This is a genomic window from Streptomyces sp. NPDC086549 (genome assembly GCF_044746205.1).
Classification (GTDB): domain Bacteria; phylum Actinomycetota; class Actinomycetes; order Streptomycetales; family Streptomycetaceae; genus Streptomyces.
Genome location: NZ_JBIVBS010000001.1, coordinates 1235569 through 1256828, shown reverse-complemented (window position 1 = coordinate 1256828; position 21260 = coordinate 1235569). Strand labels below are relative to the sequence as shown.

Below are 21260 nucleotides of genomic sequence, written 5' to 3'. Positions count from 1 at the left end.
ACCGGAGGGCGCCCCCAAGTGCACCGCGCTTACGGCACCTTGACCCACTGTGCCTTGCTCGGCGTTCCCTGGTCGTCGTCCGCGAACAGCATGTACCACCCGGACGGAACCAGGTTCCGGCTCTTCGGCACGGTCACCGTGATCTTGTCCCCGGACGTCTTGAAGTCCAGCGCGACGGAGCGCTGGTCCACGTCCGTGACATGCGTCGAGGCACTCGGCCGGATCAGCCGCACCTTCTTGACCGTCGAGGCGTGCTGGGACGTGAACGTCCCCGAAGCGCCGCGGGCGATCGTCTGCGGCCCCCCGGACAGCGAGGGACGCGAGTCCCGGTACAGGTACGGCGGCGTGTAGATCTCGATCCGCTGCTCGAACTTGCCCGGCTGGGTGTTGGCTTTGTCCTCGTACAGCGAGTCGGACCCGAAGAACATGACCCGCCCGTCGGGCAGCAGGATCGACCCGGAGTGGTAGTTCCGGCCCACCAGCGGATCGGCGACCTGGGTGAAGCTGTTGCTGTCCGGGTGGTAGAGCCGTGCCTGGAGGATGTTGGAGTCGCCGCGGCCCCGGTAGTCCTCCGAGCCGCCCGACACCAGCACGGTGTCGTCGGGCAGGACCGAGGACTGCGGGTAGCGGGTGCCCTTCTCCAGCGTGGGCCCGTCCACGAACTTGGGGTTCGGGGACTTCAGGTCGATCAGCCGGGTCTTGTTGCTGGACAGCTTGGACTCGCCGACGCCGCCCCCGCCGACGACCATGTACTTCTCGCTCTGCGCCGGCGGCAGCAGCACGGTCCCGGACGTCTCCATCTTGTTGGGGTCGCTGAGCCCCGGCAGCTTGCTGAACTTGTTGGTGGTCACGTCCCAGATGCCCGGGACGCGGCCCACGTTGTCCGGGCCGTAGCCCGCGTTCGAGCCCGAGTAGAAGATCTTCCCGTTCTCCATCAGGAACAGCGCGGGGTAGGTCGGGAACTGCCGGATCTTCGGTGTGTACGTCCACTTCCTGGTCTTCGGGTCGAAGATCTCGTTCTTGCCCGGGACCAGCTGGCCGATGTCGTCGAGGCCGGAGACGCTGAGGATCTTGCCGTCGCTCAGGGTGGTGAGCGTCGGGTACCAGCGGGCCTCGTTCATCGGATCGACCTTGATGTACCTCTCGGCGACCGGGTCGAACTCGAAGGCGTCCCGGATTCCCTGGAAGTCCTTCTTGTCGAGGGCGAGCTTCTGCGCGATGCCGTACGTGTTGCGCGCGTCGGCACCGGTCAGGCCCTGCACCCGGTAGTTGTCCTGGGTGCCGGTCTCGTACTTGGAACCGCTCCGCTTCGCCTCGACGTAGATACGGCCGAGCCCCGGGTCGTTGCGCAGGAACGCGCCGGTCTTCGGGTCGAAGACCTTCTTCGCGCGCGGCACGAGCACCGGGTCCTTCGACACGAAGGTCTTGCCGTTCTCCTTGCCGGTGAACGAGGTGCCCGCGGGCAGCGTGATCGGCTTGTCCGGGTTCTCGTTGTGCACGACCATCAGGCCGCCGGCCTTGGTGACGTCGCCCTTGAGCTTCTCGTACCGCTTCGTCCCGCCCGCGATCAGCAGGTTGCCGTTGGCCAGCTGGGTGTGGCCGGTGCAGAACAGGTCGGCGGGTGTCGGCACCTTCTTGATGGTGCCCTTGACCGGGTCCCAGATGCGGGTGTCGAACTTCTTCGCGTTGAAGTTGTCCTGGTTGTTGCCCGACCCCGCGATCAACAGCACCTTGCCCGTGTGCAGGAGCGCCGCGTGGATGGTGTCCTGGCGGTACTCCTTGGGGAACTCGATGATGTCCCAGTGGCCGTTCTCGGCCTTGTACTCGGGCCTGTTGATCTTGTACTGGTGGTATTTCTCGGTTCCGAAGCGGTACAGCCACGGACCGTTCATCCCGGCCAGCGCGAGTACCACCGCCGTGCCTATCGCGAGTCGACGGGCGCGGCGGCGACCTGCACTGTCGTTCATTCCTTACGTCCCCCAAGTCCACCGAGCGCGGTCTGCATGTTCTGGTCGTCGCCCCCGTTCGTGGCGGCCCAGCTCGGCCGCTGCTGCGGTGCGTGCGGGCCGTGCGGGGCGTGTGGCGCGGACGGCGTCGGAGCCGCCACGGCCTGGGCCGGCACCGAATCCTGCGGCTCGGCGAACGCGGGCTCGGCGGGGTTCTTCCTCTCCTGCCGCAGCGAGTACCGCCAGGCGAAGATCGGCGAGGCGGTGATCAGCATGGCGAAGACCGCCCACGTGATCATCGCGGGGTGGGAGTGCCCGTACACGAAGCCGGCGGTGAGTGAACCGCCGAAGACCAGGATGAAGAACCAGTGGATCCGGAAGGTCCCGAACAGCGTGTCGGGGCTGGCCGAGTCGCCCTTGGGCGTCACCACGAACTTGCTCTTGCGCCGCAGCACCGCGTCCATCAGCGACCGGGCGTAGATCGGCGCGGACAGCGCCGACATCACCATGCCCGCGACACCGCCGGAGCCCTCCGGCTCGTGCGGGGACACGTTGTGGCGGCGGTTCCAGACGTACAGGCCGATCTGCAGCGCGGACGCGTTGCCGTAGAGCATCAGCCACACGGTCGGGTCGATGTTCACGCCCGAGGCGCCCAGGCCCAGGAAGAGCGCGCAGCTCAGCGCGGCCAGGATCCAGTTGAGGGCGGACATCGGGTAGAAGATGATCATCATCGTGTAGTTGAAGAGCTTGCCGGGCGGCAGCGAGAAGAAGCCCTTCCAGTACTGCTTGAGGATCGTCTCGTACGTCCCGCGCGACCAGCGCATCTGCTGGGTGAAGAAGTCCGTCCAGGCGTTCGGTCCCTCGCCGACGGCGAGCACGTCCGGCGTGTACACGGACCGCCACTTGCGCCCCGTCGCCGGGTTCTTGGCGCGGTGCATCTCGAAGCCGGTGGCCATGTCCTCGGTGATCGAGTCGTACAGCCCGCCGATCTGCTGGATCGCCGTGATGCGCACGGCATTCGACGTGCCGACGAACATCGGGGCGCCGTAGCGGTTGCCGGCCCGCTGGATCAGCGCGTGGAAGAGGAACTGCTGCGACTCGGCGGCCTTGGTGACGAACGTGTCGTAGTTGCCGTACACCTGCGGGCCGATGACGAATCCGACGTCCGGGTCGCGGAAGTAACCGAGCATCCGCTCCAGGTAGTTGGGCAGCGGCACGTGGTCGGTGTCGACGGAGGCGAAGAAGTCGTACTCGCCGCCGTGCGCCTCCAGCCAGGCGTTGTAGTTGCCGTGCTTGGTCCTGGCGCGGTGCGGGCCCTTGGGCTGGTTCCACTTCTCGACGCCCTTGCGGGAGAAGTGGTGCACACCGAGGCGTGCGCAGACCTCCTTGACCGCCGGGTCGTCGCCCTCGTCGAGCAGCCAGACGTGCAGCAGGCCCCGGTGACGCAGCTTCACCGCTGCCTCCAGGGTCTTGGTCACCATCTCCAGCGGTTCCTTGCCGGGCACGAAGGAGGTGAGGAAGGCGACGCGGGTGCCGGTCTCGGGCACGACCGGGACCGGGTCCCGGGCGACCAGCGTGGCGTGCGCGTTCGACAGCACGTTCATGCAGCGGAAGAACTCGATCAGACCGATCGAGACCAGCATCACGATGTCGAGCGCGGGCAGGAAGTCGTAGGCCGGGTAGTCGCGTTGGGTCCAGTGTTCGGGCTGGAGCAGCCAGCCGAGCAGGACCAGCGAGAGCAGTGGCGCCGCGCCCAGCATCAGCGCGGCTCGGATGCGGTGCGGCTCCTGCGAGAGCAGCGAGCGGTACTGCACCTTGTACGGCTTGGTCGGGTCTGGCTGGGTGAGGGGGCCGGCCAGCCGGCTGTAGTGCTCGTAGTCGTATCTCGGCAGAGTCTTCTTTATCCGGCGGAGCTGGCCCGTCCGGTGGGAAGGAACCCTTAGTTGTGTGGTCTGTGACGGGTCGAAGTCCCGCCGGGCGCCGGTCGGCGTCGACGTCATGAGTCATCCCCCCACACGCAGGTCATCGCGTGTCTGTCGGTTCTGTCGCCTGCTCAGGTCCCCCTAGACCCGCACAGTCGTGTCATTGGTGGGTCACAGGCAGCCCACACCTCATAGACATGGGACTGCGACCTTCCGGTTGCATGATGCCCCCCTCGGCATCCGTTCATGAGTGGGGCCCCTCTCCCCCACAAAACCGGCAACCGCTTACTTGCCCCCCAACTGCCGCGTATACGCCGCAGCATGAACAACCAGGTTTCTACGGTGTTCGGCATGATCGCAAGACACGAAACACTGTGTTTACCGGGTTTACCGGTCATACGCGTTCATTGTGGAGCGTGTGGGGATCCTGTGGATCCGTCGTGTCGGTTGTTGACAGACGGGCACGGACGTTGCCGAAGTGGTCTCTTATGGCCTCTTCCGCCCGTATGGAATCACCGGACCGGACCGCGTCCAGGATCTCCCGGTGCTGGCGGCAGGTGACCCGTGCATCCTGCGGTACGTCCACCAGGTCCCGCTGTACGCGGTGGAAGGCGTCCCAGAACGCCTCCAGCACCTCGCTGAGCAGTACGTTGTCCAGCCCTCGGTAGAGGGTGGCGTGAAACGCTCGGTCGGTCTCGGCGAGGCCGGTTCCCTGCGCGGCCTCTCGTTCCATGCGGACGACGAGCCTCTCCAGTTCGGTCAGGTCGGCCTCCGGCAGCCGCCCGGCCAGCCGGGAGACCAGTCCCGTCTCCACCGCCTCGCGCAGTTCGAGCAGCTGGAGCAGGGAGTCCTCGCCCCGGTAGTGCCCGGCGACCGTGCGGAAGGCGAGGCCCTCGACCATGGGTGCGAGGGACATGGGGCCGACGTACGTGCCGAAGCCGTGCCGGATCTCGACGATGCCCATCGCCTGGAGCGCCTTCAGTGCCTCCCGGACCGAGTTCCGGCTCGCGCCGAGGAACACCATCAGCTCGGGCTCGGTCGGCAGCGGGGCCCCCGAGGGCAGCCGCCGGTCGACGATGAGCTTCTTGATCCGCTCCTGCAGGTCTCGCGCTGCCATGGCGAGAGGGTATCCGGCCAATCGGGGGGAGGTCCGGGTTCCGGCCATACGAAAGGCCCCCTCGCGCTGGCGAGGGGGCCTTTCGGTCGGTGCGCCGCCAGGGACTCGAACCCCGGACCCGCTGATTAAGAGTCAGCTGCTCTAACCAACTGAGCTAGCGGCGCCTGCTGACAAAGAGAACTCTACCCGACCTCCAGGGGTGCACCCGACCAACGGGGACACCCCGGACCGGTCCGCCAGGTGGCCGTACATCATTCGGACCGTCAGCATGCGTGCCGGGGGGACAGTTGGGAAACTGATCAACGTGCACAGACGCGGACATATCGACCAAAAATGTGAGGGGAATCGCATGGAGACTCCGGTATTCGAGGAATTCGATCCGGTGAGCGACTGCGAGTGCCCCGGATGCGTCCACTGGCGGCGGGTGGGCCCGCGGTCCCCGGCCGGCCGTTTCGGCGGCCACCCGGCCGCCCGGCGGGCCCTGGTCGTGGCGGCCGCCGCGGCCGCCGCCCTCGGCGCGGGTCAGCCGGCCGTCGCCCTCACCGCCTCCCACGCCCCGCACCGGCCCGGCGTTCCCGCGGACGGCGAGCCCGACACCCCGCAGGGCAGCAGGGGGCCGCGGCGCGAGCCCGACACCCCGCAGGGCAGCAGGGGGCCGCTGCACGGCCCCAAGGAGAAGCCGGCCAAGCCCCTCACCCCGGGGGACGCACCCAAGACCACCCGCACGGAGATCATCAACCGGGCCAAGACCTGGGTCGCCGCGCAGGTGCCGTACAGCATGGACGACTACTGGTCCGACGGTTACCGGCAGGACTGCTCGGGCTATGTGTCGATGGCCTGGGGGCTGCCGGGGAACGAATGGACCGGCAGCCTCGGCGATTACGGGGTCAAGATCGCCAAGGATGAACTCCAGCCCGGCGACATGCTGCTGTTCCACAATCCCGACAACCCCGAGCGGGGCTCGCACGTCGTGATCTTCGGCGGCTGGACGGACTACACGCACACCTACTACACCGCCTACGAAGAGACGCCCCCGCACGCCCGCCGCCAGTCGACCCCGTACGCCTACTGGACCAACTCCGACAAGTACCTCCCCTACCGGTACAAGGGGGTGACGGAGACCACGTCGAGCGCGAAACCGGCCAGTGACACCAAGCCGGCCAGTGACACCAAGCCGGCCAGTGACACCAAGCCGGCCACTGGCACCAAACCGGCCACGGGCACCAAGCCGGCCACTGACACCAAGCCGGCCACGGGCACCAAGGCGCAGCCGTTCCCGGGAGCGTCGTATTTCGGCCCCGGAGCCGACAACGAGTACGTCACCCAGCTCGGCAAGATGCTGGTCACCCGCGGTGCCGGGCACTACTACACCAAGGGGCCCGGCCCCCGCTGGTCGGACGCGGACCGAAAGGCGACCCAGGCGTTCCAGAAGGCCCAGGGCTGGACCGGCTCGGCCGCGGACGGCCTGCCCGGACCGCACACCTGGGACCTGCTGACGACCGGGAAGGGCAAGGACATCCCGTCCTCGGCGAAAGCGACGCCCGAGGCTTCCGCCGCCGCCGGTTCACCCGCCTCGCACGGCGTCCCCGGCTATCCCGGCCGGAACCTGTTCCGCCTGGGCGCGGACAACGCGTACGTCGCCCAGCTGGGGAGGCAGCTGGTGAAGAAGGGGTTCGGCGCGTTCTACCCCGACGGGCCGGACGCGCGCTGGGACGAGTCGGACCGCAGGGCGGTCGAGGCCTTCCAGCGTGCCCAGGGCTGGCGGGGCGGCGCGGCGGACGGCTACCCGGGGCCGGAGACCTGGCGACGGCTCTTCTCATAACGACCCTGTTATGACGTTATGACGCATCTGGCGCGGAGGCTGGAGGCACGCATGAGTACGACCACTTCCCACACACCCGAGCCGGAGGGGCCACCCGAGGGGCCGTCCCGCCCCGCCCGGCTGATCCAGAACGAGGCGACCACCGAGATCCCCGTCCATCTGCTGTTCCGCGACGACCCCGACCCGGCGCCGGTGCCCGTGCGGCCCGCCGTGGTGAGCCGCAGGCGGGGCACGGGGGAGCAGCCGCGCCTCAGGCGCCCGGCCCCCGTGAAGGCCCGGCCGGTGCCCGAGGTCGACCCCGACCTGGCGGAGCGCCCGGCACGGGTGCTGCCCGGGGCGGCCGGGGTGCTCGCCGGGGCGGGCGGGCTGGCCGGGTGCGTGGCCGCCTCGTGGTGGGCCGGGGTGCTGCCGCCGGCCGTGCTGGAGGCGCTGCGGCTGCCGGCGGCGGTGGCGGGCGCGGGCCTCGGCCCGGCCCAGTGGGCGGCGTACACCGGGGCCGGCGCGCTCGGCCTGGCCGGCTTCGGCGGGCTGGGCCGGGGTGCCACCGGACGGGCCTGGGTGCTCGGCCTGTTCGGCCGCTACCGGGGGACGGTCCGGCGCACCGGCCTGCTCTGGGTCAACCCGATGCTGCTGCGCCGCCGGGTCGACGTGCGGCTGCGGCACTGGCGCAGCGAGCCGATGCCCGCGGCCGACGGCAAGGGCGTCGCGCTGCGGGTGGTGGTCCTCGTGGTGTGGCGGGTGCGGGACACCGCGCGGGCCGTCCTCGGGGTGGAGGACCACGAGACGTATCTGCGCGAGTGCGTCGAGGCGGCGCTGGCCCGGGTGCCGGTGGAGACGCCGGGCGCGTCGAAGGGGGCCGTGGACGTGGCCGCGGACGCGCTGACCCGGATGGTCGTGGCGGATGCGGCGCCCGTCGGTCTCGAGGTGTTCTCGGTGCAGCCGGTCCGGGTGGAGTACGCCCCCGAGGTCGCCGCCGCCATGCACCGGCGCCGGATCGCCGCGCTCGACGCCGAGCAGCGGGCCAGCATGCTCACCTCGGTGGTCGACTCGGTGGAGGACACGGTGACCCGGCTGACCATGCGCGGGCTGGTCGAACTCGACGACTACGAGCGCAAGGTGCTGGTGCGGGACCTGACGGTGGCTTTCTGCTCGGGGCGGGAGTCGACGCCTTGAAGCGACGTGAATTCAGTGCTCACGGCTGGTATGGACGCGTCTTTTTTATAGACACGGTCAACTAACGGCAATAATCTGAGACTTGGTCTAGACCTGCACAGCTCAGTGAACTTCCCCCACGTTCTCCAGGAGCGGCAGCATGCGAACGAAGACCAAGTTGTCCGCAGCCGTGCTCGGCGTGGCGACCGCCGGAGCCTTTGTGCTCTCCACCGGCGGTGCCAGCGGCCACGGCTACACCGACCTCCCCATCAGCAGGCAGAAGCTCTGCCAGAACGGCACCGTGACCAACTGCGGCGACATCCAGTGGGAGCCGCAGAGTGTCGAGGGCCCCAAGGGCTTCCCGGCGGCCGGCCCCGCCGACGGCCAGATATGCAACGGCGGCCTGAGCCGCTTCGCCCAGCTCAGCTCGCCGAAGACACCCTCCGGCGCGGCCTGGCCGACGACGAAGGTGACGGGCGGTCAGAGTTACACCTTCCGCTGGCAGTTCACCGCCATGCACGCCACGACCGACTTCAAGTACTACGTCACCAGGCAGGGCTGGAACCAGAACCACGCCCTGGCCCGATCCGACCTCAACACGACCCCGTTCCTCACGGTCCCCTACAACGGCCAGCGCCCACCGGCCACGCTCAGCCACAGCGGCACCCTGCCGTCCGGACTGAGCGGACATCACGTCATCCTCGCGGTCTGGACGATCGCCGACACGGGCAACGCGTTCTACGCCTGCTCGGACGTCACGTTCTGACCGGCGCCGTTCGACGACTGGGTAACACTGGGCTGATCTGAGCTTTGCTTGAGGACCTGCCACGGGTCGGAGGGGTACGTTCCCGCCACACCGGTCAGTCGGACCGGTGTTCGGAATCGGGGGACTCTCATGGGCCTTGTGGAAGCGCTCTTCTACATCCTTCCCGGCATCTTCGTCGTCGTCGGGATCTTCGGGGTGGTCAGGACGCTGAGGCGGTCGAGCGAGATCAGCCGGGCGTGGCGTCACGGCCGTACTGCCGAGGCCCGCTGTCTGCGGTCGTACACGACGACCAGCGGCGGCGGTGGGGATACGTCCGTGACGACCACGCTGCACCATGTGTACGAGTTCACTACGGCCGAGGGGCGCGCTGTCCGCTTCGACGAGCCGAACGGGCCGTCGACCGTGGTCGAGGGCGACTTCGTGACCGTGTACTACCTGCCGGACCGCCCGGAGCGGGCCACGGCCCACCGCCCGGCCCGTGGGAAGCTCGCGGCGGGCACGGGCTGCATGCTGGTCTTCTTCGGCGTGTTCATCGCCTTCTCCATCATTTTCATGGTCATGGCCCATGTGATCTTCGCCGAGACGGACGGTTTGCTGCCGTAGCGGGACTCCGCATCTGTTCCGAGCAGTTCTGAGCCTTACTTGAGCGAATCCCGCGCTACCCACGGGTACGTTCCCCACACGCCGGCCGAACCGACGGCGTGACGACCTTGGGGGAACGATGGATGCGATGTTCTACGGGATTCCCGTCATCATCATGACCGTGGCGCTGGTCGCGGCGTACCGGATGGTGCGCCGGTCCCTGCAGCTCAGAAGCGCCTGGAACAGTGGTCTGACGGCGAAGGCCCGGTGTCTGAGGATGTTCACCACGACCCACGGGGGCGCGAACGACACCTCCGTGCACACCACACTGCACCACGTGTACGAGTTCACGGCACGCGACGGCCGTTCCGTTCGTTTCGAGGAGGAGGACGGCCCGGCGACGGTCGTCGAGGGCGACTTCGTGACCGTGTACTACGCCGACGGCCGGGAGATCGCCGCCACCGCCCGCAGGCCGAGCCCGGTCCAGAACGCGGCCGGCGTGCTGGGCGTCCTGGTGTTCCTCGGTGTGATCGTCGTGTTCTGCGTCGGCTTCATGGTGTCGTACCACAGCGCGAGCCTCCACATCTGACGGTACGTCATCTAAGGTGCGCCCCCATGGACTCCAGGAGGCGCACGGTCGCGGAGCTGGTGGCTGCACGGTGGGGCGACCACCGGCCGGGGCTGTGGTGCGAGGAGCAGGTGCTGACCCACCACGAGGTGGCCGCCGGCGCGGCGGCCCGGGCGGCGCTCCTGGCGGACCTGCTGCCGCCCGCCGCCCCACCGCACATAGGGGTGCTGCTCGACAACACCCCGGAGTTCCCGCTGTGGCTGGGCGCGGCCGCCCTCGCCGGCGCGGCGGTCGCCGGCATCAACCCCACGCGCCGGGGTCCCGAACTGGCCCGCGACATCCTGCACACCGAGTGCTCGCTCCTCGTCACCGAGAAGTCCCACCTGCCGCTCCTCGACGGCCTCGACCTGCCCGGAACACGGCTCCTGGTCACCGACACCGAGGCGTACACCGCCCTCCTCGCCCCGTACGCCGGTGCCGAACCCGACCCTTCCCGCGCCACCCCGGCCGACCGCGTCCTGCTCTACTTCACCTCCGGCTCCACCGGCGCCCCCAAGGCCGCGATCTGCTCCCAGGGCCGCCTTGCCGTCGCCGGCGGCTCCCTCGTCGACCAGTTCGGCGTCGGCGCGGACGACGTGCACTACATCTGCATGCCGATGTTCCACGGCAACGCGGTGATCGCGGACTGGGCGCCCGCGCTGGCGGCCGGGGCGGGGGTGGCACTGCGGCGGCGGTTCTCGGCGTCCGGGTTCCTGGCGGACGTACGCCGCTACCGGGCGACGTACTTCACCTATGTCGGCCGGGCGGTCCAGTACATCCTGGCCACCGAGCCGCGTCCGGACGACCGGGACAACCCGCTGCGGCTGGGCTTCGGCACGGAGGCGGGGGCGGTGGACGCGGCGGCCTTCGAGCGGCGGTTCGGCGTGCGGCTGGTGGAGGGGTACGGCTCCTCGGAGGGCGGGGCGGCCATCCAGTGGTCACCGGGCACGCCCGCCGGTGCGGTGGGGCGCGCGGGTCCCGGGCTGGCCGTCCTCGACCCCGCGACACGCGAGGAGTGCCCACCGGCCCGCTTCGACTCCGCCGGACGGCTGCTCAACGGCGACGAGGCCATAGGCGAGCTGGTCAACCGGGGTCCGAACCCCTTCGAGGGCTACTGGCGCAACCCGACGGCGGAGGCCCAGCGGAACAGGGACGGCGGGTACTGGACCGGGGACCTGTTCTACCGGGACACCGACGGCTACCTCTACTTCGCCGGCCGTACCGACGACCGCCTGCGCGTCGACAGCGAGAACCTGGCCGCCGCGGTGATCGAGAACATCCTCGCCCGGTACGAGGGTGCCGCGGCCGTCGCGGTGTACGCGGTGCCGGATCCGGTGGCCGGGGACCAGGTGATGGCGACGCTCGCCGGGGATTTCGACCCCCTGGACTTCGCCGAGTTCCTGCTGGCCCAGCCGGACCTGGGGACGAAGATGGCGCCGAGGTTCGTCCGGGTGGTGGAGCGGATGCCGGTGACCGCCACCAACAAGATCCACCGGGCGGGGCTGCGGCGAGAGGGCTTCCGGTGCGTCGATCCGGTGTGGTGGAGGCCGCCCGGGGAGCACGTGTACGCGAGGCTGACGGCCGCCGACACGGCCGGGCTGGTCGCCGAGTACCGGGCTCGGGGGCGGGAGGAGCTGCTCGGCCGGTGAAAACGGAGAAGCTCCCCACCGTGGTGGGGAGCTTCTCTCTCGTGCGCCGCCAGGGACTCGAACCCCGGACCCGCTGATTAAGAGTCAGCTGCTCTAACCAACTGAGCTAGCGGCGCATGACTCCCGCCATCCGCTCCTCGCGGCTGGCGACGAAGAAAATACTACCTGGTCCGGAGGGGTGCTCGTGACCAGCTTGTCCCGGGCTAGATCGCGAGCGACAGGAGCACCGGGGCCGCGCCGCGGTTGAGGGCGTCGGCCGCCTGTTTCAGGCGGTGTGCGTGTTCCAGCGGCAGGGACAGCGCCAGGCAGCCCACCGAGGAACCCGCCGTGATCGGGACCGCCGCGCACACCGTGCCGATCGCGTACTCCTGGAGGTCCAGGACGGGCACCGTCGGCGGCTGGGACTCCAGGCAGGAGAGCAGGAGCTTGTCGCTGGTGATGGTGCGCGAGGTGAGGCGGGCCATCTTGTGGCGGGAGAGGTGGTCGCGGCGGGCGTTGTGGTCGAGCTGGGTGAGCAGGCTCTTGCCGATCGCGGTGGCGTGGGCGGAGTAGCGGAAGTCGACCCACTCGTTGACCGCGGGCGTGGCCGGGCCGTCGGCGTACTGGCCGATCCTGACCTCGCCGTCGACATACCGGCTGAGATAGACGGCGGCGCCGAGCGAGTCGCGCAGCCGGTCGAGGGTCTGCTGGAGCTTCTCGCCGAGCGCCCGCTCGCGGTCGTGGGCGGAGCCGAGGCGCCTGAGGGCCTCCCCGGTGACGTAGGCGCCGTCGGCGGCCTGCTCCACGTACCCCTCGCGGCGCAGCATGCGCAGCAGCGTGGCCAGGCGCTCGGGGGCCAGGCCGGTCTGGCGGGCCAGCTCGGTGTCGGTGGCGCCGGCGGAGTGTTGTGCCACGGTCTCCAGGACGCGCAGGGCGTCCTGGGTGGAGTGGTACGGGGCGGTCGGCTCGTGCTTCAGCGCCACGGTGGGTCCCCCTGCGCTCGCTGTTTGGCCGCGATCCGGTCGGTGAATCCCCTCCACGATAACGGTCAAGAGCCATATGTGGAGGGGGCGTTGGCGAGATTGTGGCCCTCCCAACTGCGGTGCAGGCACACTGGCATATGCCAAAGTCATGACCCGGCGTCGAGACCTCGGGTGTTCGTGTGTTCACGTCCTGTAGTCAGAGCACCGCGCTGAGAAATTCCCGGGTCCGCTCCTGCTCCGGATCGCTGAAGATCCGTTCCGGCGGGCCCGCCTCGACGATGCGACCGGAATCGAACATAAGGACCTGGTCGGAGATGTCCCGGGCGAAATTCATCTCGTGGGTCACGCAGAGCATCGTGATGTCGGTGGTGCGGGCGATGTCCCGGAGCAGGTCGAGGACGCCCGCGACCAGCTCGGGGTCGAGCGCGGAGGTCACCTCGTCCAGGAGCAGCACCTTGGGCCGCATCGCCAGGGCGCGGGCGATCGCCACCCGCTGCTGCTGGCCGCCGGACAGCCGGGTCGGCCGGGCGTCGTACTTGTCGGCCAGGCCGACCAGGTCCAGCAGCTCGCGGGCGCGCGCCTCCGCCTCGTCCCTCGACAGGCCGAGGACGGTGACCGGGGCCTCGGTGACGTTCCGCAGCACGCTCATGTTCGGGAACAGGTTGAACTGCTGGAACACCATCCCGATCTTCTTGCGGACCTCCCGGACCTGCTTCTCGGGCGCCGGGAAGAGCGGCTGTCCGTCGACGGTGATCGTGCCCTCGTCCGGCTCGGTGAGGGTCATCAGGAGCCGCAGGATCGTGGTCTTGCCGGAGCCGGAGGGGCCGATCAGGGTGACGTGCCGGCCCGCCTGCACGGACAGGTCCAGCCGGTCCAGGACGGTGTTGTCCCCGAACCGCTTGGTCACCCCCTCCAGCCGGATCAGCTCGGTCGGACGGATGTCGGTGGCGACGGGCTGCTTACTGGTCTCAACGGACAAGGCGACGCTCCAGGGTGCGCAGAAGGAGGGAGGCGAGGCAGGAGACGACGATGAAGGCCACGCCGATCACCGTCACCGGCTCGGTGAACTGGAAGTGCTGCTGGGAGAAGAGCCGCGCCTGGCCCAGCATCTCCAGCACGGTGATCGACATCAGGATCGGCGTGTCCTTGAGCATCGCGATGACGTAGTTGCCGAGCGGCGGCACGACCCGGCGCAGGGCCTGCGGCAGGATCACCACCGCCCAGGTCCGCCGCACCGGCAGACTCAGCGCCGTCGCCGCCTCCCACTGCCCGGCGGGCACCGCCTCGATGCCGGCCCGGTAGACCTGCATCGTGTACGTCGAGTAGTGCAGCCCGATCGCGAGGACACCGGTGGCCGGCGCCGAGAAGGTCAGGCCCCACTCGGGCAGCACGTAGAACAGGAAGAACAGCTGCACCAGCAGCGGGGTGTTGCGGACGAACTCCGTCACTGCCCCCACCGGCCAGCGCACGATCCGGCTCGGCGTCCGCATCAGCAGCGCCCAGACCAGCCCCAGGGTGAACGAGAGCAGTGAGCCGAGGGCCAGCGCCTCCAGGGTGACCAGCAGACCGTCCCACAAATGCGGCATGAACTCGCGTACGGCACTCCAGTCCCACTTCACGCGACACCACCGCCCGCGGCCCCGACCCCGGTCGTCCGCGCGCGCTTCAGCTCACGCGCCGAGGCCTCCGTCCCGGGATCCTTGCCGACCCCGGCCTTCAGCCGCTTCTCCAGCCCGCGCATCAGCCGGGTGATCACGAACGCGATCGCGAAGTAGATCAGCAGCAGATAGGTGTAGATGTGCGCGCTCTCCTGCAGCGCCAGCCGCACCAGGTTGCCGCTGAACGCCAGGTCGCCCATGCCGGTGATGGACACCAGGGCGGTGCCCTTGAGCAGCTCGACCAGCAGGTTGCAGAAGGACGGGATCATCTCCGGCACCGCCTGCGGCAACATGATCAGCCGCAGCCGCTGCCAGGGCGTGAAGCTCAGCGCGACACCGCCCTCCCGCTGGGCCGGGTCGACCGCGTTCAGCGCGCCCCGCACGATCTCCGTGCCGTACGCCCCGTACGTCAGTCCGAGCGCCAGTGTGCCCGCCCACAGCGGCACCAGCTGCCAGCCGAAGGCGACCGGCAGCACGAAGAACACCCAGAAGATCATCACGAGGGCCGAGGTGCCGCGGAACACCTCGGTGTAGAAGCCGGCGAGGAAGCGGACGGTCCGCAGCCGGTGGGTGCGGGCGACGCCCACGGTGAAGGAGACCGTCGTGGCCAGCAGCGCGCTGAGCACCAGCAGCTGGAGGGTGGTCCAGACTCCTTCGAGTACGAGTTTCCACAGGCCTGGGGTCATCCGCCGCACAGCTCCTTCGCGGTGAGGTCGGTCATCTCCGCCTTGGTGAAGCCGAACGGCCGCAGGATCCGGAAGAGTTCGCCGCTCTTCCTCAGCTGGTGCAGCTCCGCGTTGAAGGCGTCCCGCAGCCGCGTCTCGGCCGGCCGGAACGCGAACGCGCCCCCGTCCACATGGGGCCGGCCGCCGATGAGCGGGGCGAAGGCCTTGGTGGCCTCGGCCTTGGACGACTTCTTCACGACCTCGCGGGTGGTGAGCGCCGTACCGGCGAAGACGTCGACGCGTCCGGCCTCCACGGCGTTCAGCCCGGCGACCTGGTCGGGGACGATCAGGATGTCGCTCTCCTTGTATCCCGCCTCGACGGCGTACTGGATCTCCGCGTATCCGGTCCCGGTGGCGAACCTCGCCTTCTTCGCCACGACGTCCTTGTAGTCGTGCAGGCCCTTCGGATTGCCCTTGCGCACGATGAAGGAGTCGAGCATCCGGTAGTCGGGATCGGCGAAGATCACCTGCTCGCAGCGGTCGGGATTGACATACATCCCGGCGGCCACGACGTCGAACTGCTGGGAGTTCAGCCCGGGGATGAGCGACCCGAACTCGGTCGGCACCGGCTGGACCCTCCCGACCCCGAGCCGCTTGAAGACGGCCTTCGCCAGCTCCGGTGCCTCACCGGTCAGCCGGCCGTCCTTGTCGATGTACCCGAAGGGGATCTCGCCCGCGATCCCGAGCCGTACGACACCCTGCGCCCGGAGCCGGTCGAGCAGGTCGCCGCCGTTCGCGCCGGCCGCGTCGGCCACGCGCGTGCAGCCCGCGGCACCCAGCGCGCCGAGCCCGCCGAGCGCGGCGAGCACCGACCGCCGGGAGTGTCCGGACCCGGGCGGAGGCCCGGCTGTGCGTTGCCGTCTGCCAAGTCGTGGAGCCATGGCGGCGCGGCTACCCGGGAGTACGCACGTTATGCATCGCAAACCTCGGGCATCACAAACCGCGCAGGCCGCCGGGGAGACTGCCGGGGAGGCCGGCAGGGTCTAGTGGCCCGGCACGTACCCGCGCTGCTTGTCGACCACGTTCACCAAGGGTCTGCCCGCGGCCCACCGCTCGAACAGCTCCACGAACTGCGCGCCGAGTTCGTCCCGCCAGCCGACCGTGTCCCCGCTCATGTGCGGGGACACGATCAGCCCGGGGATCCGCCACATCGGACTCTCGGGAGTGAGGGGTTCGTCGGCGAACACGTCCAGGGCCGCGCCCGCGATCCACCGCTTGGACAGCGCCTCGGCGAGCGCGTCCTCGACGACCAGGCCGCCGCGGCCGACGTTGACGAAGTACGCCGAGGGCTGCATCACGCCGAAGCGGCGGGTGTCGAACATGCCGTACGTCTGCTCGGTCAGCGGCGCCGCCGCGATCACCCAGTCCGCGCGGGACATCAGCCGGTCCAGGTCGCCGGGTCCGTGGATCCCGGTGCGCGGGACGCGCCCGACGAGAGCGGTGGTGACATCGAGGGCCTTCAGCGTCCGGGCGATCGTGCGGCCGATGGGCCCGGAGCCGACCACGCACGCGCGCGTGCCCGCCAGCCGCCGGGTCTCGCGGTGCCGCCAGGTCCGCTCCCGCTGGAGGTCCAGGGTCCGCGGCAGGTCCTTGGCGATCGCGAGGACGAGGGCGACGACGTACTCGGCGACGGGCTGGTCGAAGATCCCGCGCGCGTTGGTCACCACGGTGTCGCAGGCCGCGAGCTCCGGGCACATCAGGTGGTCGACGCCCGCGCTCGCCGTGTGCACCCAGCGCGGACGCGGGCCCTCGCCCGGCCAGGCCTCGCGCACCGCGTGCGAGGTGAAGTCCCAGACCAGCAGGACGTCGGCCGAGGGGAGACGCTCGGCGAGGCCGGCCGCGTCCGTGTGCACGACGCGGGCGCGGCCGGTGAGGCGGCCGAGACGGGGGAGGGGGTCGGCGTCGAGCACGAGGAGGGTCGGGACGGGCATCGGCAAGCCGTTCCTCCGAGGGTGACCGGGTGTCTGACATGCGCGGATTGACCACGCTCGCACCCGGACCCACCTTCGTCAACACACGCGTGCCCACGAGTCGTTGCCCTCCGCTGTCCGCCAACCAGGTCACGCTGGGGGCGACGGCGTGATGACGGGGTACCCGAGCCGTGGGGCCGTATCAGGCTGGAAGAACGCAGGAGGGCTGGACATGACCGCACTCGGATTCCTCTACCCGGGCCACTTCGCAGAGGACGACTACCCGCGCATCGAGCAGCTTCTGGCCGGCGGCATCCGGGTGGACACGGTCCACACCGACGCCGGCGAGGGCGTGTACGGGGTGGAGGCGCTGCGGCGCTCCGGCGCGCCGGAGCGGCTGGCGGCGGGCGTGGAGGAGCTGCGGCTGGCGGGGGCGGAGACGGTGGTGTGGGCATCCACCGGCGGCAGCTTCGTGTACGGCTGGGAGGGCGCCCGGGACCAGGTGCGCGCCCTGGCCCGGCAGGCGGGTATGCCGGCCTCCTCGACGTCCTTCGCCTTCGTGCACGCGGCCCGGGAGATCGGGGCGGGCCGGGTGGCGGTCGGGGCGACCTATCCGGCGGACGTGGCGTCCCTGTTCACGGACTTCCTGCGGGCCGGGGGTGTGGAGGTGACCGGGGTGCGGGCGGCCGGGACCGTGTCGGCGGCGGAGGTCGGCACATGGGGCGAGGAGGACGTGCTCACGCTCGCGCGGGCGGCGGACGGGCCGGACGCGGAGGCGGTCCTCCTCCCGGACACGGCACTCCACACGGCCGCGTACGTCCCCCTCCTGGAGAAGGCCCTCTCCAAGCCCGTCCTCACGGCGAACCAGGTCACGGTCTGGGAGGCCCTGCGCCTCACGGACCGCCGCGTGAACGCACCGGAACTGGGCTCCCTGTTCACCCGGGAGCCCATCATCCAGGTGTGACGGCCACTGTCCCGGGAAGGGGGCTGCCTTCGCCTCGGGAAGGGGGCTGCCTTCGCCTCGGGAAGGGGGGCGCCACCGCGCCGGGAAGGGACACGTCCCTGCGCCGGGAATGCGGTGGCCCTGCGCCGGGAAGGGGGACGCCCTGCCGGAAAGGGAGACGCCCCCGCGCAGAGAATGCGGTGGCCCCCCGCCGGAAAGGGAGACACCCCGTCGGGAAGGGAGACGCCCCCGCGCCGGGAATCCGATGGCCCCCGCCGGGAAGGGAGACGCCCTGCCGGGAAGGGAGACGCCCCCGCGCCGGGAATCCGATGGCCCCAGCCGGAAAGGGAGACGCCTCGCCGGAAAGGGAGACGCCCCGTCGGGAAGGGAGACGCCTCGCCGGAAAGGGAGACGCCCTGCCGGGAAGGGAGACGCCCCGTCGGGAATAAAGCGGAGTCTGCCTCCTGTTAGGCCCCGAAGGACAGCGCATGGCCGAGAATGCAGGAGGCACACACCGTGTCGGCAGATGAGATCAGGGGAACGGCGCACGGCACCGCCCCCGTCCCCCTCTCCGTACTGGATCTGGTGACCGTCGGCGCGGGGCGTACCGCCACCGACGCGCTGCGTACCAGCGTCGAGCTGTCCCGGTTCGCGGAGGCGCGGGGATTCCACCGGTACTGGGTCGCGGAGCACCACTCCATGCCCGGGGTGGCCTCCTCCTCGCCCGCGGTGATCCTGGCGCACCTGGCCGCCCACACCGAGCGGATCCGGCTCGGCTCGGGCGGGGTCATGCTGCCCAATCACGCGCCCCTGGTCATCGCGGAGCAGTTCGGCACGCTGGAGGCCATGGCCCCGGGCCGGATCGACCTGGGCCTCGGGCGTGCCCCGGGCACGGACGGGGCCACCGCCGCCGCCCTGCGCCGTGCCGACACCCTCGACGAAGGCGCCGATGACTTCCCGGAGCAGCTCGCCGAGCTCACCCGGTTCCTGGACGACGACTTCCCGGACGGCCACCCCTACGCGCGGATCCACGCGATTCCCGGGCCGGTGCAGGGGACCACCCCCGGCGGGATCCAGTCGCCGCACCGCCCGCCGATCTGGCTGCTCGGTTCCTCCGGCTTCAGCGCCCGGCTGGCCGGCCTGCTGGGTCTCCCGTTCGCCTTCGCCCACCACTTCTCCGCGCAGAACACCGTCCCGGCCCTCGACCTGTACCGGGAGTCCTTCCGCCCGTCCGACGTCCTCGACGCGCCCTACGCCCTCATCGGCGTCTCCGCCCTCGCCACCGACGAGGAGGAGGAAGCGCGCCGGCAGGTGCGGGCCACCGCGCTGAACATGATCCGGCTGCGCACCGGCCGCCCGGGGCTCTTCCCCGACCCGGACGAGGCCGCGAAGCACGAATTCAGCCCGTACGAGGAGGAGTTCGCCCGGTCCTGGACGGGCAACATCGTGCACGGCACCGTGGACGAGGTCCGCTCCGGACTGGACGCGCTCCAGAAGCGCACGGGCGCCGACGAGTTGATGCTCACCTCGCACGCCCACCGCGGCGAGCTGCGGCTGCGCTCGTACGAACTGATCGCGGACGCCTACGGCTTGCCGGCCGCGTAGGACTGCGTCTCCAGCAGCTCGGAGATACGATCCGGCGGCACCGGGCGGGAGTACAGCCAGCCCTGACCGGTGTCGCAGCCGATGTGCCGGAGCCGGGTGGCCTGGGCGGACGTCTCGACGCACTCGGCGGTGACCGTGAGCCCGAGGCGGTGGGCCAGCTGGATCATCGCCTCCACGACGACCTCGTCGGCCGGGTTCGGGCGGTCGCCCGGTTCGTCGTACTGGAAGCCCCGCACGAACGAGCCGTCCAGCTTGAGGACCGACACCGGCAGACGGCTCAGGTACGCCAGGTTCGAGTAGCCGGTGCCGAAGTCGTCGATGGCGATGCCCACCCCCATGTCGCTGAGGGCCTGGAGGGCCTGTAGCGGGCGGCCCGCCGAACCCATCACCGCGGACTCGGTCAGCTCCAGCTGCAACAGGTGCGGGGCCAGGCCCGTCTCCGTGAGGATCTCCGCCACGTCCGCCACCAGGTCCGAGTCCCACACCTGACGGACCGCCACGTTGACGCTCACGAAGATCGGGGGCTCGCCGGGGTGGTCCAGCTGCCAGCGGCGGGCCTGGCGGCAGGCGGTCGCCAGGGCCCAGCGGCCGAGCGGGACGATGGAGCCGTCCTCCTCGGCCAATCCGATGAACCGATTCGGCGTCAGTGTGCCGAACTGAGGATGATGCCAGCGGACCAACGCCTCCACCCCGCGCAGGCGGCCGTCCTCCATGCCGACCAACGGCTGGTACTCCAGGGCGAACTCGCCCCGGTCGATGGCGGGGCGGAGCGTCGAGGAGAGCGCCTGGCGGGTCATCCGGTGCGCGTTGCGCTCCGGGTCGAACAGGGTCCAGCGGGCCTTGCCGTCGGCCTTCGCCCAGTACAGGGTCGTGTTGGCGGCCTGCATCAGCCCGGTGGCCGTCGTCCCGGCCGCATGCCGTTCCACGACGCCGATCGACGCCGAGAGTGACAGGCGCTGGCCCGCCAGGTCGAAGGGGGCCTGGAGGGCCTCCAGGGCCGCCTCGGCGAGGTCGGCCAGCTGCTCGGTGCCCGTCGAGTCCTCGACCAGCAGCGCGAATTCGTCGCCGCCGAGTCTGGCGACCAGGGGCACACCGGTTCTCGCGTATCCGGCCTCGTCGGCGACCCTGGTCAGGCGTTCGGCGACGGCGGCCAGCAGGCGGTCGCCGACGCGGTGGCCGAGGGTGTCGTTGACCGCCTTGAAGCCGTCGAGGTCCAGATAGCACAGGCCGATCCGGCCCGTTCCGCTCTGCTCGTACGACTCCGCCTCCAGCGCGGCCGACAGGCGCTCGAAGAACAGCGTGCGGTTGGGCAGCCGGGTCACCGGGTCGTGCATCTGCAAGTGCCGGAGCCTGGCCTGGAGTTCACGGCGGTCGCTGATGTCGGTGACGGACAGCAGGACACCGGGTTCCGGTCCGGCCAGGGGCGCGACCGTGACCTGCACCCACACCGAGTGGCCGTCGGGATGCTTCAGCCGCCGGGTGCAGCGCAGCTTCGCCTGCCGGCCGCGCAGCACCTCGCGGTAGGCGTGCCAGGTGCGGGCGTCGGAGGCCAGGTCCACCAGGTCGGCGGCGAGGCGTCCGGTGAGCTCGGCGGGGTCGGTGCCGAGCAGCGCGCCGCACGCGTCGTTGGCGTCGGCGACCAGGCCCTCGCGGTCGACGACGGCCATGGCGAGCGGCGCGGCCGCGAAGACCGGGCGATACGTGTGCGCCGGAGGATCGGGGCGGGACTCGGCACGAGGAGACGTACTGATGTCACTCTCTGTGACGGCCGACCGGTCGAGGTCTGCCGCGGGTGCCGGCCCTTCGGACGTTCCGCTCACCGCTCGCTCCCGCCGTGCACTCGATGTCTGTCCGTGCAGGAAAGTGTGCCGATCATAGGGGCTGGCTCGGGGGC

The 21260-nt window shown here is 70.3% G+C and carries 18 protein-coding genes and 2 tRNA genes; 8 read left to right on the top strand and 12 right to left on the bottom strand.

All coding sequences use genetic code 11. From position 1 onward, the window contains the following. Positions 1-29: 29 nt before the first annotated feature. From ACIPSA_RS05730 to ACIPSA_RS05715, 4 genes are all read right to left on the bottom strand, one after another. Positions 30-1967 carry a galactose oxidase-like domain-containing protein gene (locus ACIPSA_RS05730; RefSeq protein ID WP_402628984.1) on the bottom strand — a complete coding sequence of 646 codons (1938 nt, stop codon included), beginning with the start codon at positions 1965-1967 and terminating at the stop codon, positions 30-32. After that, a complete protein-coding gene (locus ACIPSA_RS05725) occupies positions 1964-3946 on the bottom strand; it encodes a glycosyltransferase family 2 protein (protein ID WP_402628982.1) in 1983 nt (660 codons plus the stop codon). The genes ACIPSA_RS05730 and ACIPSA_RS05725 overlap by 4 nt, the downstream gene beginning before the upstream one ends. A 316-nt stretch (positions 3947-4262) precedes the next feature. Continuing rightward, on the bottom strand, positions 4263-4985 hold the full coding sequence (locus ACIPSA_RS05720; protein ID WP_402628980.1) for a FadR/GntR family transcriptional regulator: 723 nt from the start codon (positions 4983-4985) through the stop codon (positions 4263-4265). A gap of 90 nt (positions 4986-5075) precedes the next feature. Next, a tRNA-Lys gene (locus ACIPSA_RS05715) sits at positions 5076-5149 on the bottom strand. Between the two features lie 185 nt (positions 5150-5334). Here ACIPSA_RS05715 and ACIPSA_RS05710 point away from each other — a divergent pair. The 6 genes from ACIPSA_RS05710 (at position 5335) to ACIPSA_RS05685 (ending at position 11563) form a co-directional block, all read left to right on the top strand. Beyond that, entirely contained in the window at positions 5335-6807 is a 1473-nt protein-coding gene (locus ACIPSA_RS05710; protein ID WP_402628978.1) for a peptidoglycan-binding protein, read from the top strand. 51 nt (positions 6808-6858) lie between these two features. Next, positions 6859-7980 (top strand): SPFH domain-containing protein, encoded by a 1122-nt coding sequence (locus ACIPSA_RS05705; RefSeq protein ID WP_402628976.1) that lies wholly within the window; start codon positions 6859-6861, stop codon positions 7978-7980. A gap of 139 nt (positions 7981-8119) precedes the next feature. Further along, on the top strand, positions 8120-8725 hold the full coding sequence (locus ACIPSA_RS05700; RefSeq protein ID WP_402628974.1) for a lytic polysaccharide monooxygenase: 606 nt from the start codon (positions 8120-8122) through the stop codon (positions 8723-8725). Between the two features lie 138 nt (positions 8726-8863). Next, on the top strand, positions 8864-9328 hold the full coding sequence (locus ACIPSA_RS05695) for a DUF3592 domain-containing protein (RefSeq protein ID WP_402629523.1): 465 nt from the start codon (positions 8864-8866) through the stop codon (positions 9326-9328). Positions 9329-9446: 118 nt separating this feature from the next. After that, complete coding sequence (locus ACIPSA_RS05690; protein WP_402628973.1) at positions 9447-9896, top strand: DUF3592 domain-containing protein; 450 nt, start codon at positions 9447-9449, stop codon at positions 9894-9896. 26 nt (positions 9897-9922) lie between these two features. Then, a complete protein-coding gene (locus ACIPSA_RS05685) occupies positions 9923-11563 on the top strand; it encodes an AMP-binding protein (protein ID WP_402628972.1) in 1641 nt (546 codons plus the stop codon). 42 nt (positions 11564-11605) lie between these two features. Here the strand turns inward: ACIPSA_RS05685 and ACIPSA_RS05680 are convergent. From ACIPSA_RS05680 to ACIPSA_RS05650, 7 genes are all read right to left on the bottom strand, one after another. After that, positions 11606-11679 (bottom strand) — tRNA-Lys (locus ACIPSA_RS05680). Positions 11680-11766: 87 nt separating this feature from the next. Then, positions 11767-12525, bottom strand: coding sequence for an IclR family transcriptional regulator (locus ACIPSA_RS05675; RefSeq protein ID WP_402628970.1), 759 nt, complete (start codon positions 12523-12525; stop codon positions 11767-11769). A 196-nt stretch (positions 12526-12721) separates the two neighbouring features. After that, positions 12722-13504 (bottom strand): ectoine/hydroxyectoine ABC transporter ATP-binding protein EhuA, encoded by a 783-nt coding sequence (gene ehuA, locus ACIPSA_RS05670; RefSeq protein ID WP_402628968.1) that lies wholly within the window; start codon positions 13502-13504, stop codon positions 12722-12724. Then, complete coding sequence (gene ehuD, locus ACIPSA_RS05665; protein ID WP_402628967.1) at positions 13494-14144, bottom strand: ectoine/hydroxyectoine ABC transporter permease subunit EhuD; 651 nt, start codon at positions 14142-14144, stop codon at positions 13494-13496. The genes ehuA and ehuD overlap by 11 nt, the downstream gene beginning before the upstream one ends. Next, entirely contained in the window at positions 14141-14869 is a 729-nt protein-coding gene (ehuC, locus tag ACIPSA_RS05660; protein WP_402628965.1) for an ectoine/hydroxyectoine ABC transporter permease subunit EhuC, read from the bottom strand. Before ehuC ends, ehuD begins: the two co-directional genes overlap by 4 nt. After that, positions 14866-15789, bottom strand: a complete 924-nt coding sequence (gene ehuB, locus ACIPSA_RS05655; RefSeq protein ID WP_402628963.1) for an ectoine/hydroxyectoine ABC transporter substrate-binding protein EhuB — start codon at positions 15787-15789, stop codon at positions 14866-14868. The genes ehuC and ehuB overlap by 4 nt, the downstream gene beginning before the upstream one ends. Positions 15790-15891: 102 nt before the next feature. Beyond that, positions 15892-16839 carry a D-2-hydroxyacid dehydrogenase gene (locus ACIPSA_RS05650; RefSeq protein WP_402628961.1) on the bottom strand — a complete coding sequence of 316 codons (948 nt, stop codon included), beginning with the start codon at positions 16837-16839 and terminating at the stop codon, positions 15892-15894. Between the two features lie 211 nt (positions 16840-17050). Between ACIPSA_RS05650 and ACIPSA_RS05645 the strand changes: the two genes are divergently transcribed. After that, complete coding sequence (locus tag ACIPSA_RS05645; RefSeq protein ID WP_402628959.1) at positions 17051-17782, top strand: decarboxylase; 732 nt, start codon at positions 17051-17053, stop codon at positions 17780-17782. Positions 17783-18259: 477 nt separating this feature from the next. Continuing rightward, positions 18260-19366, top strand: coding sequence for an LLM class flavin-dependent oxidoreductase (locus tag ACIPSA_RS05640; protein WP_402628958.1), 1107 nt, complete (start codon positions 18260-18262; stop codon positions 19364-19366). Here ACIPSA_RS05640 and ACIPSA_RS05635 read toward each other — a convergent pair. Then, positions 19345-21186: a putative bifunctional diguanylate cyclase/phosphodiesterase gene (locus ACIPSA_RS05635; RefSeq protein WP_402628956.1), complete on the bottom strand. Its 1842-nt coding sequence runs from the start codon at positions 21184-21186 to the stop codon at positions 19345-19347. The two genes, ACIPSA_RS05640 and ACIPSA_RS05635, sit on opposite strands and share 22 nt — an antisense overlap. Positions 21187-21260: the final 74 nt, after the last annotated feature.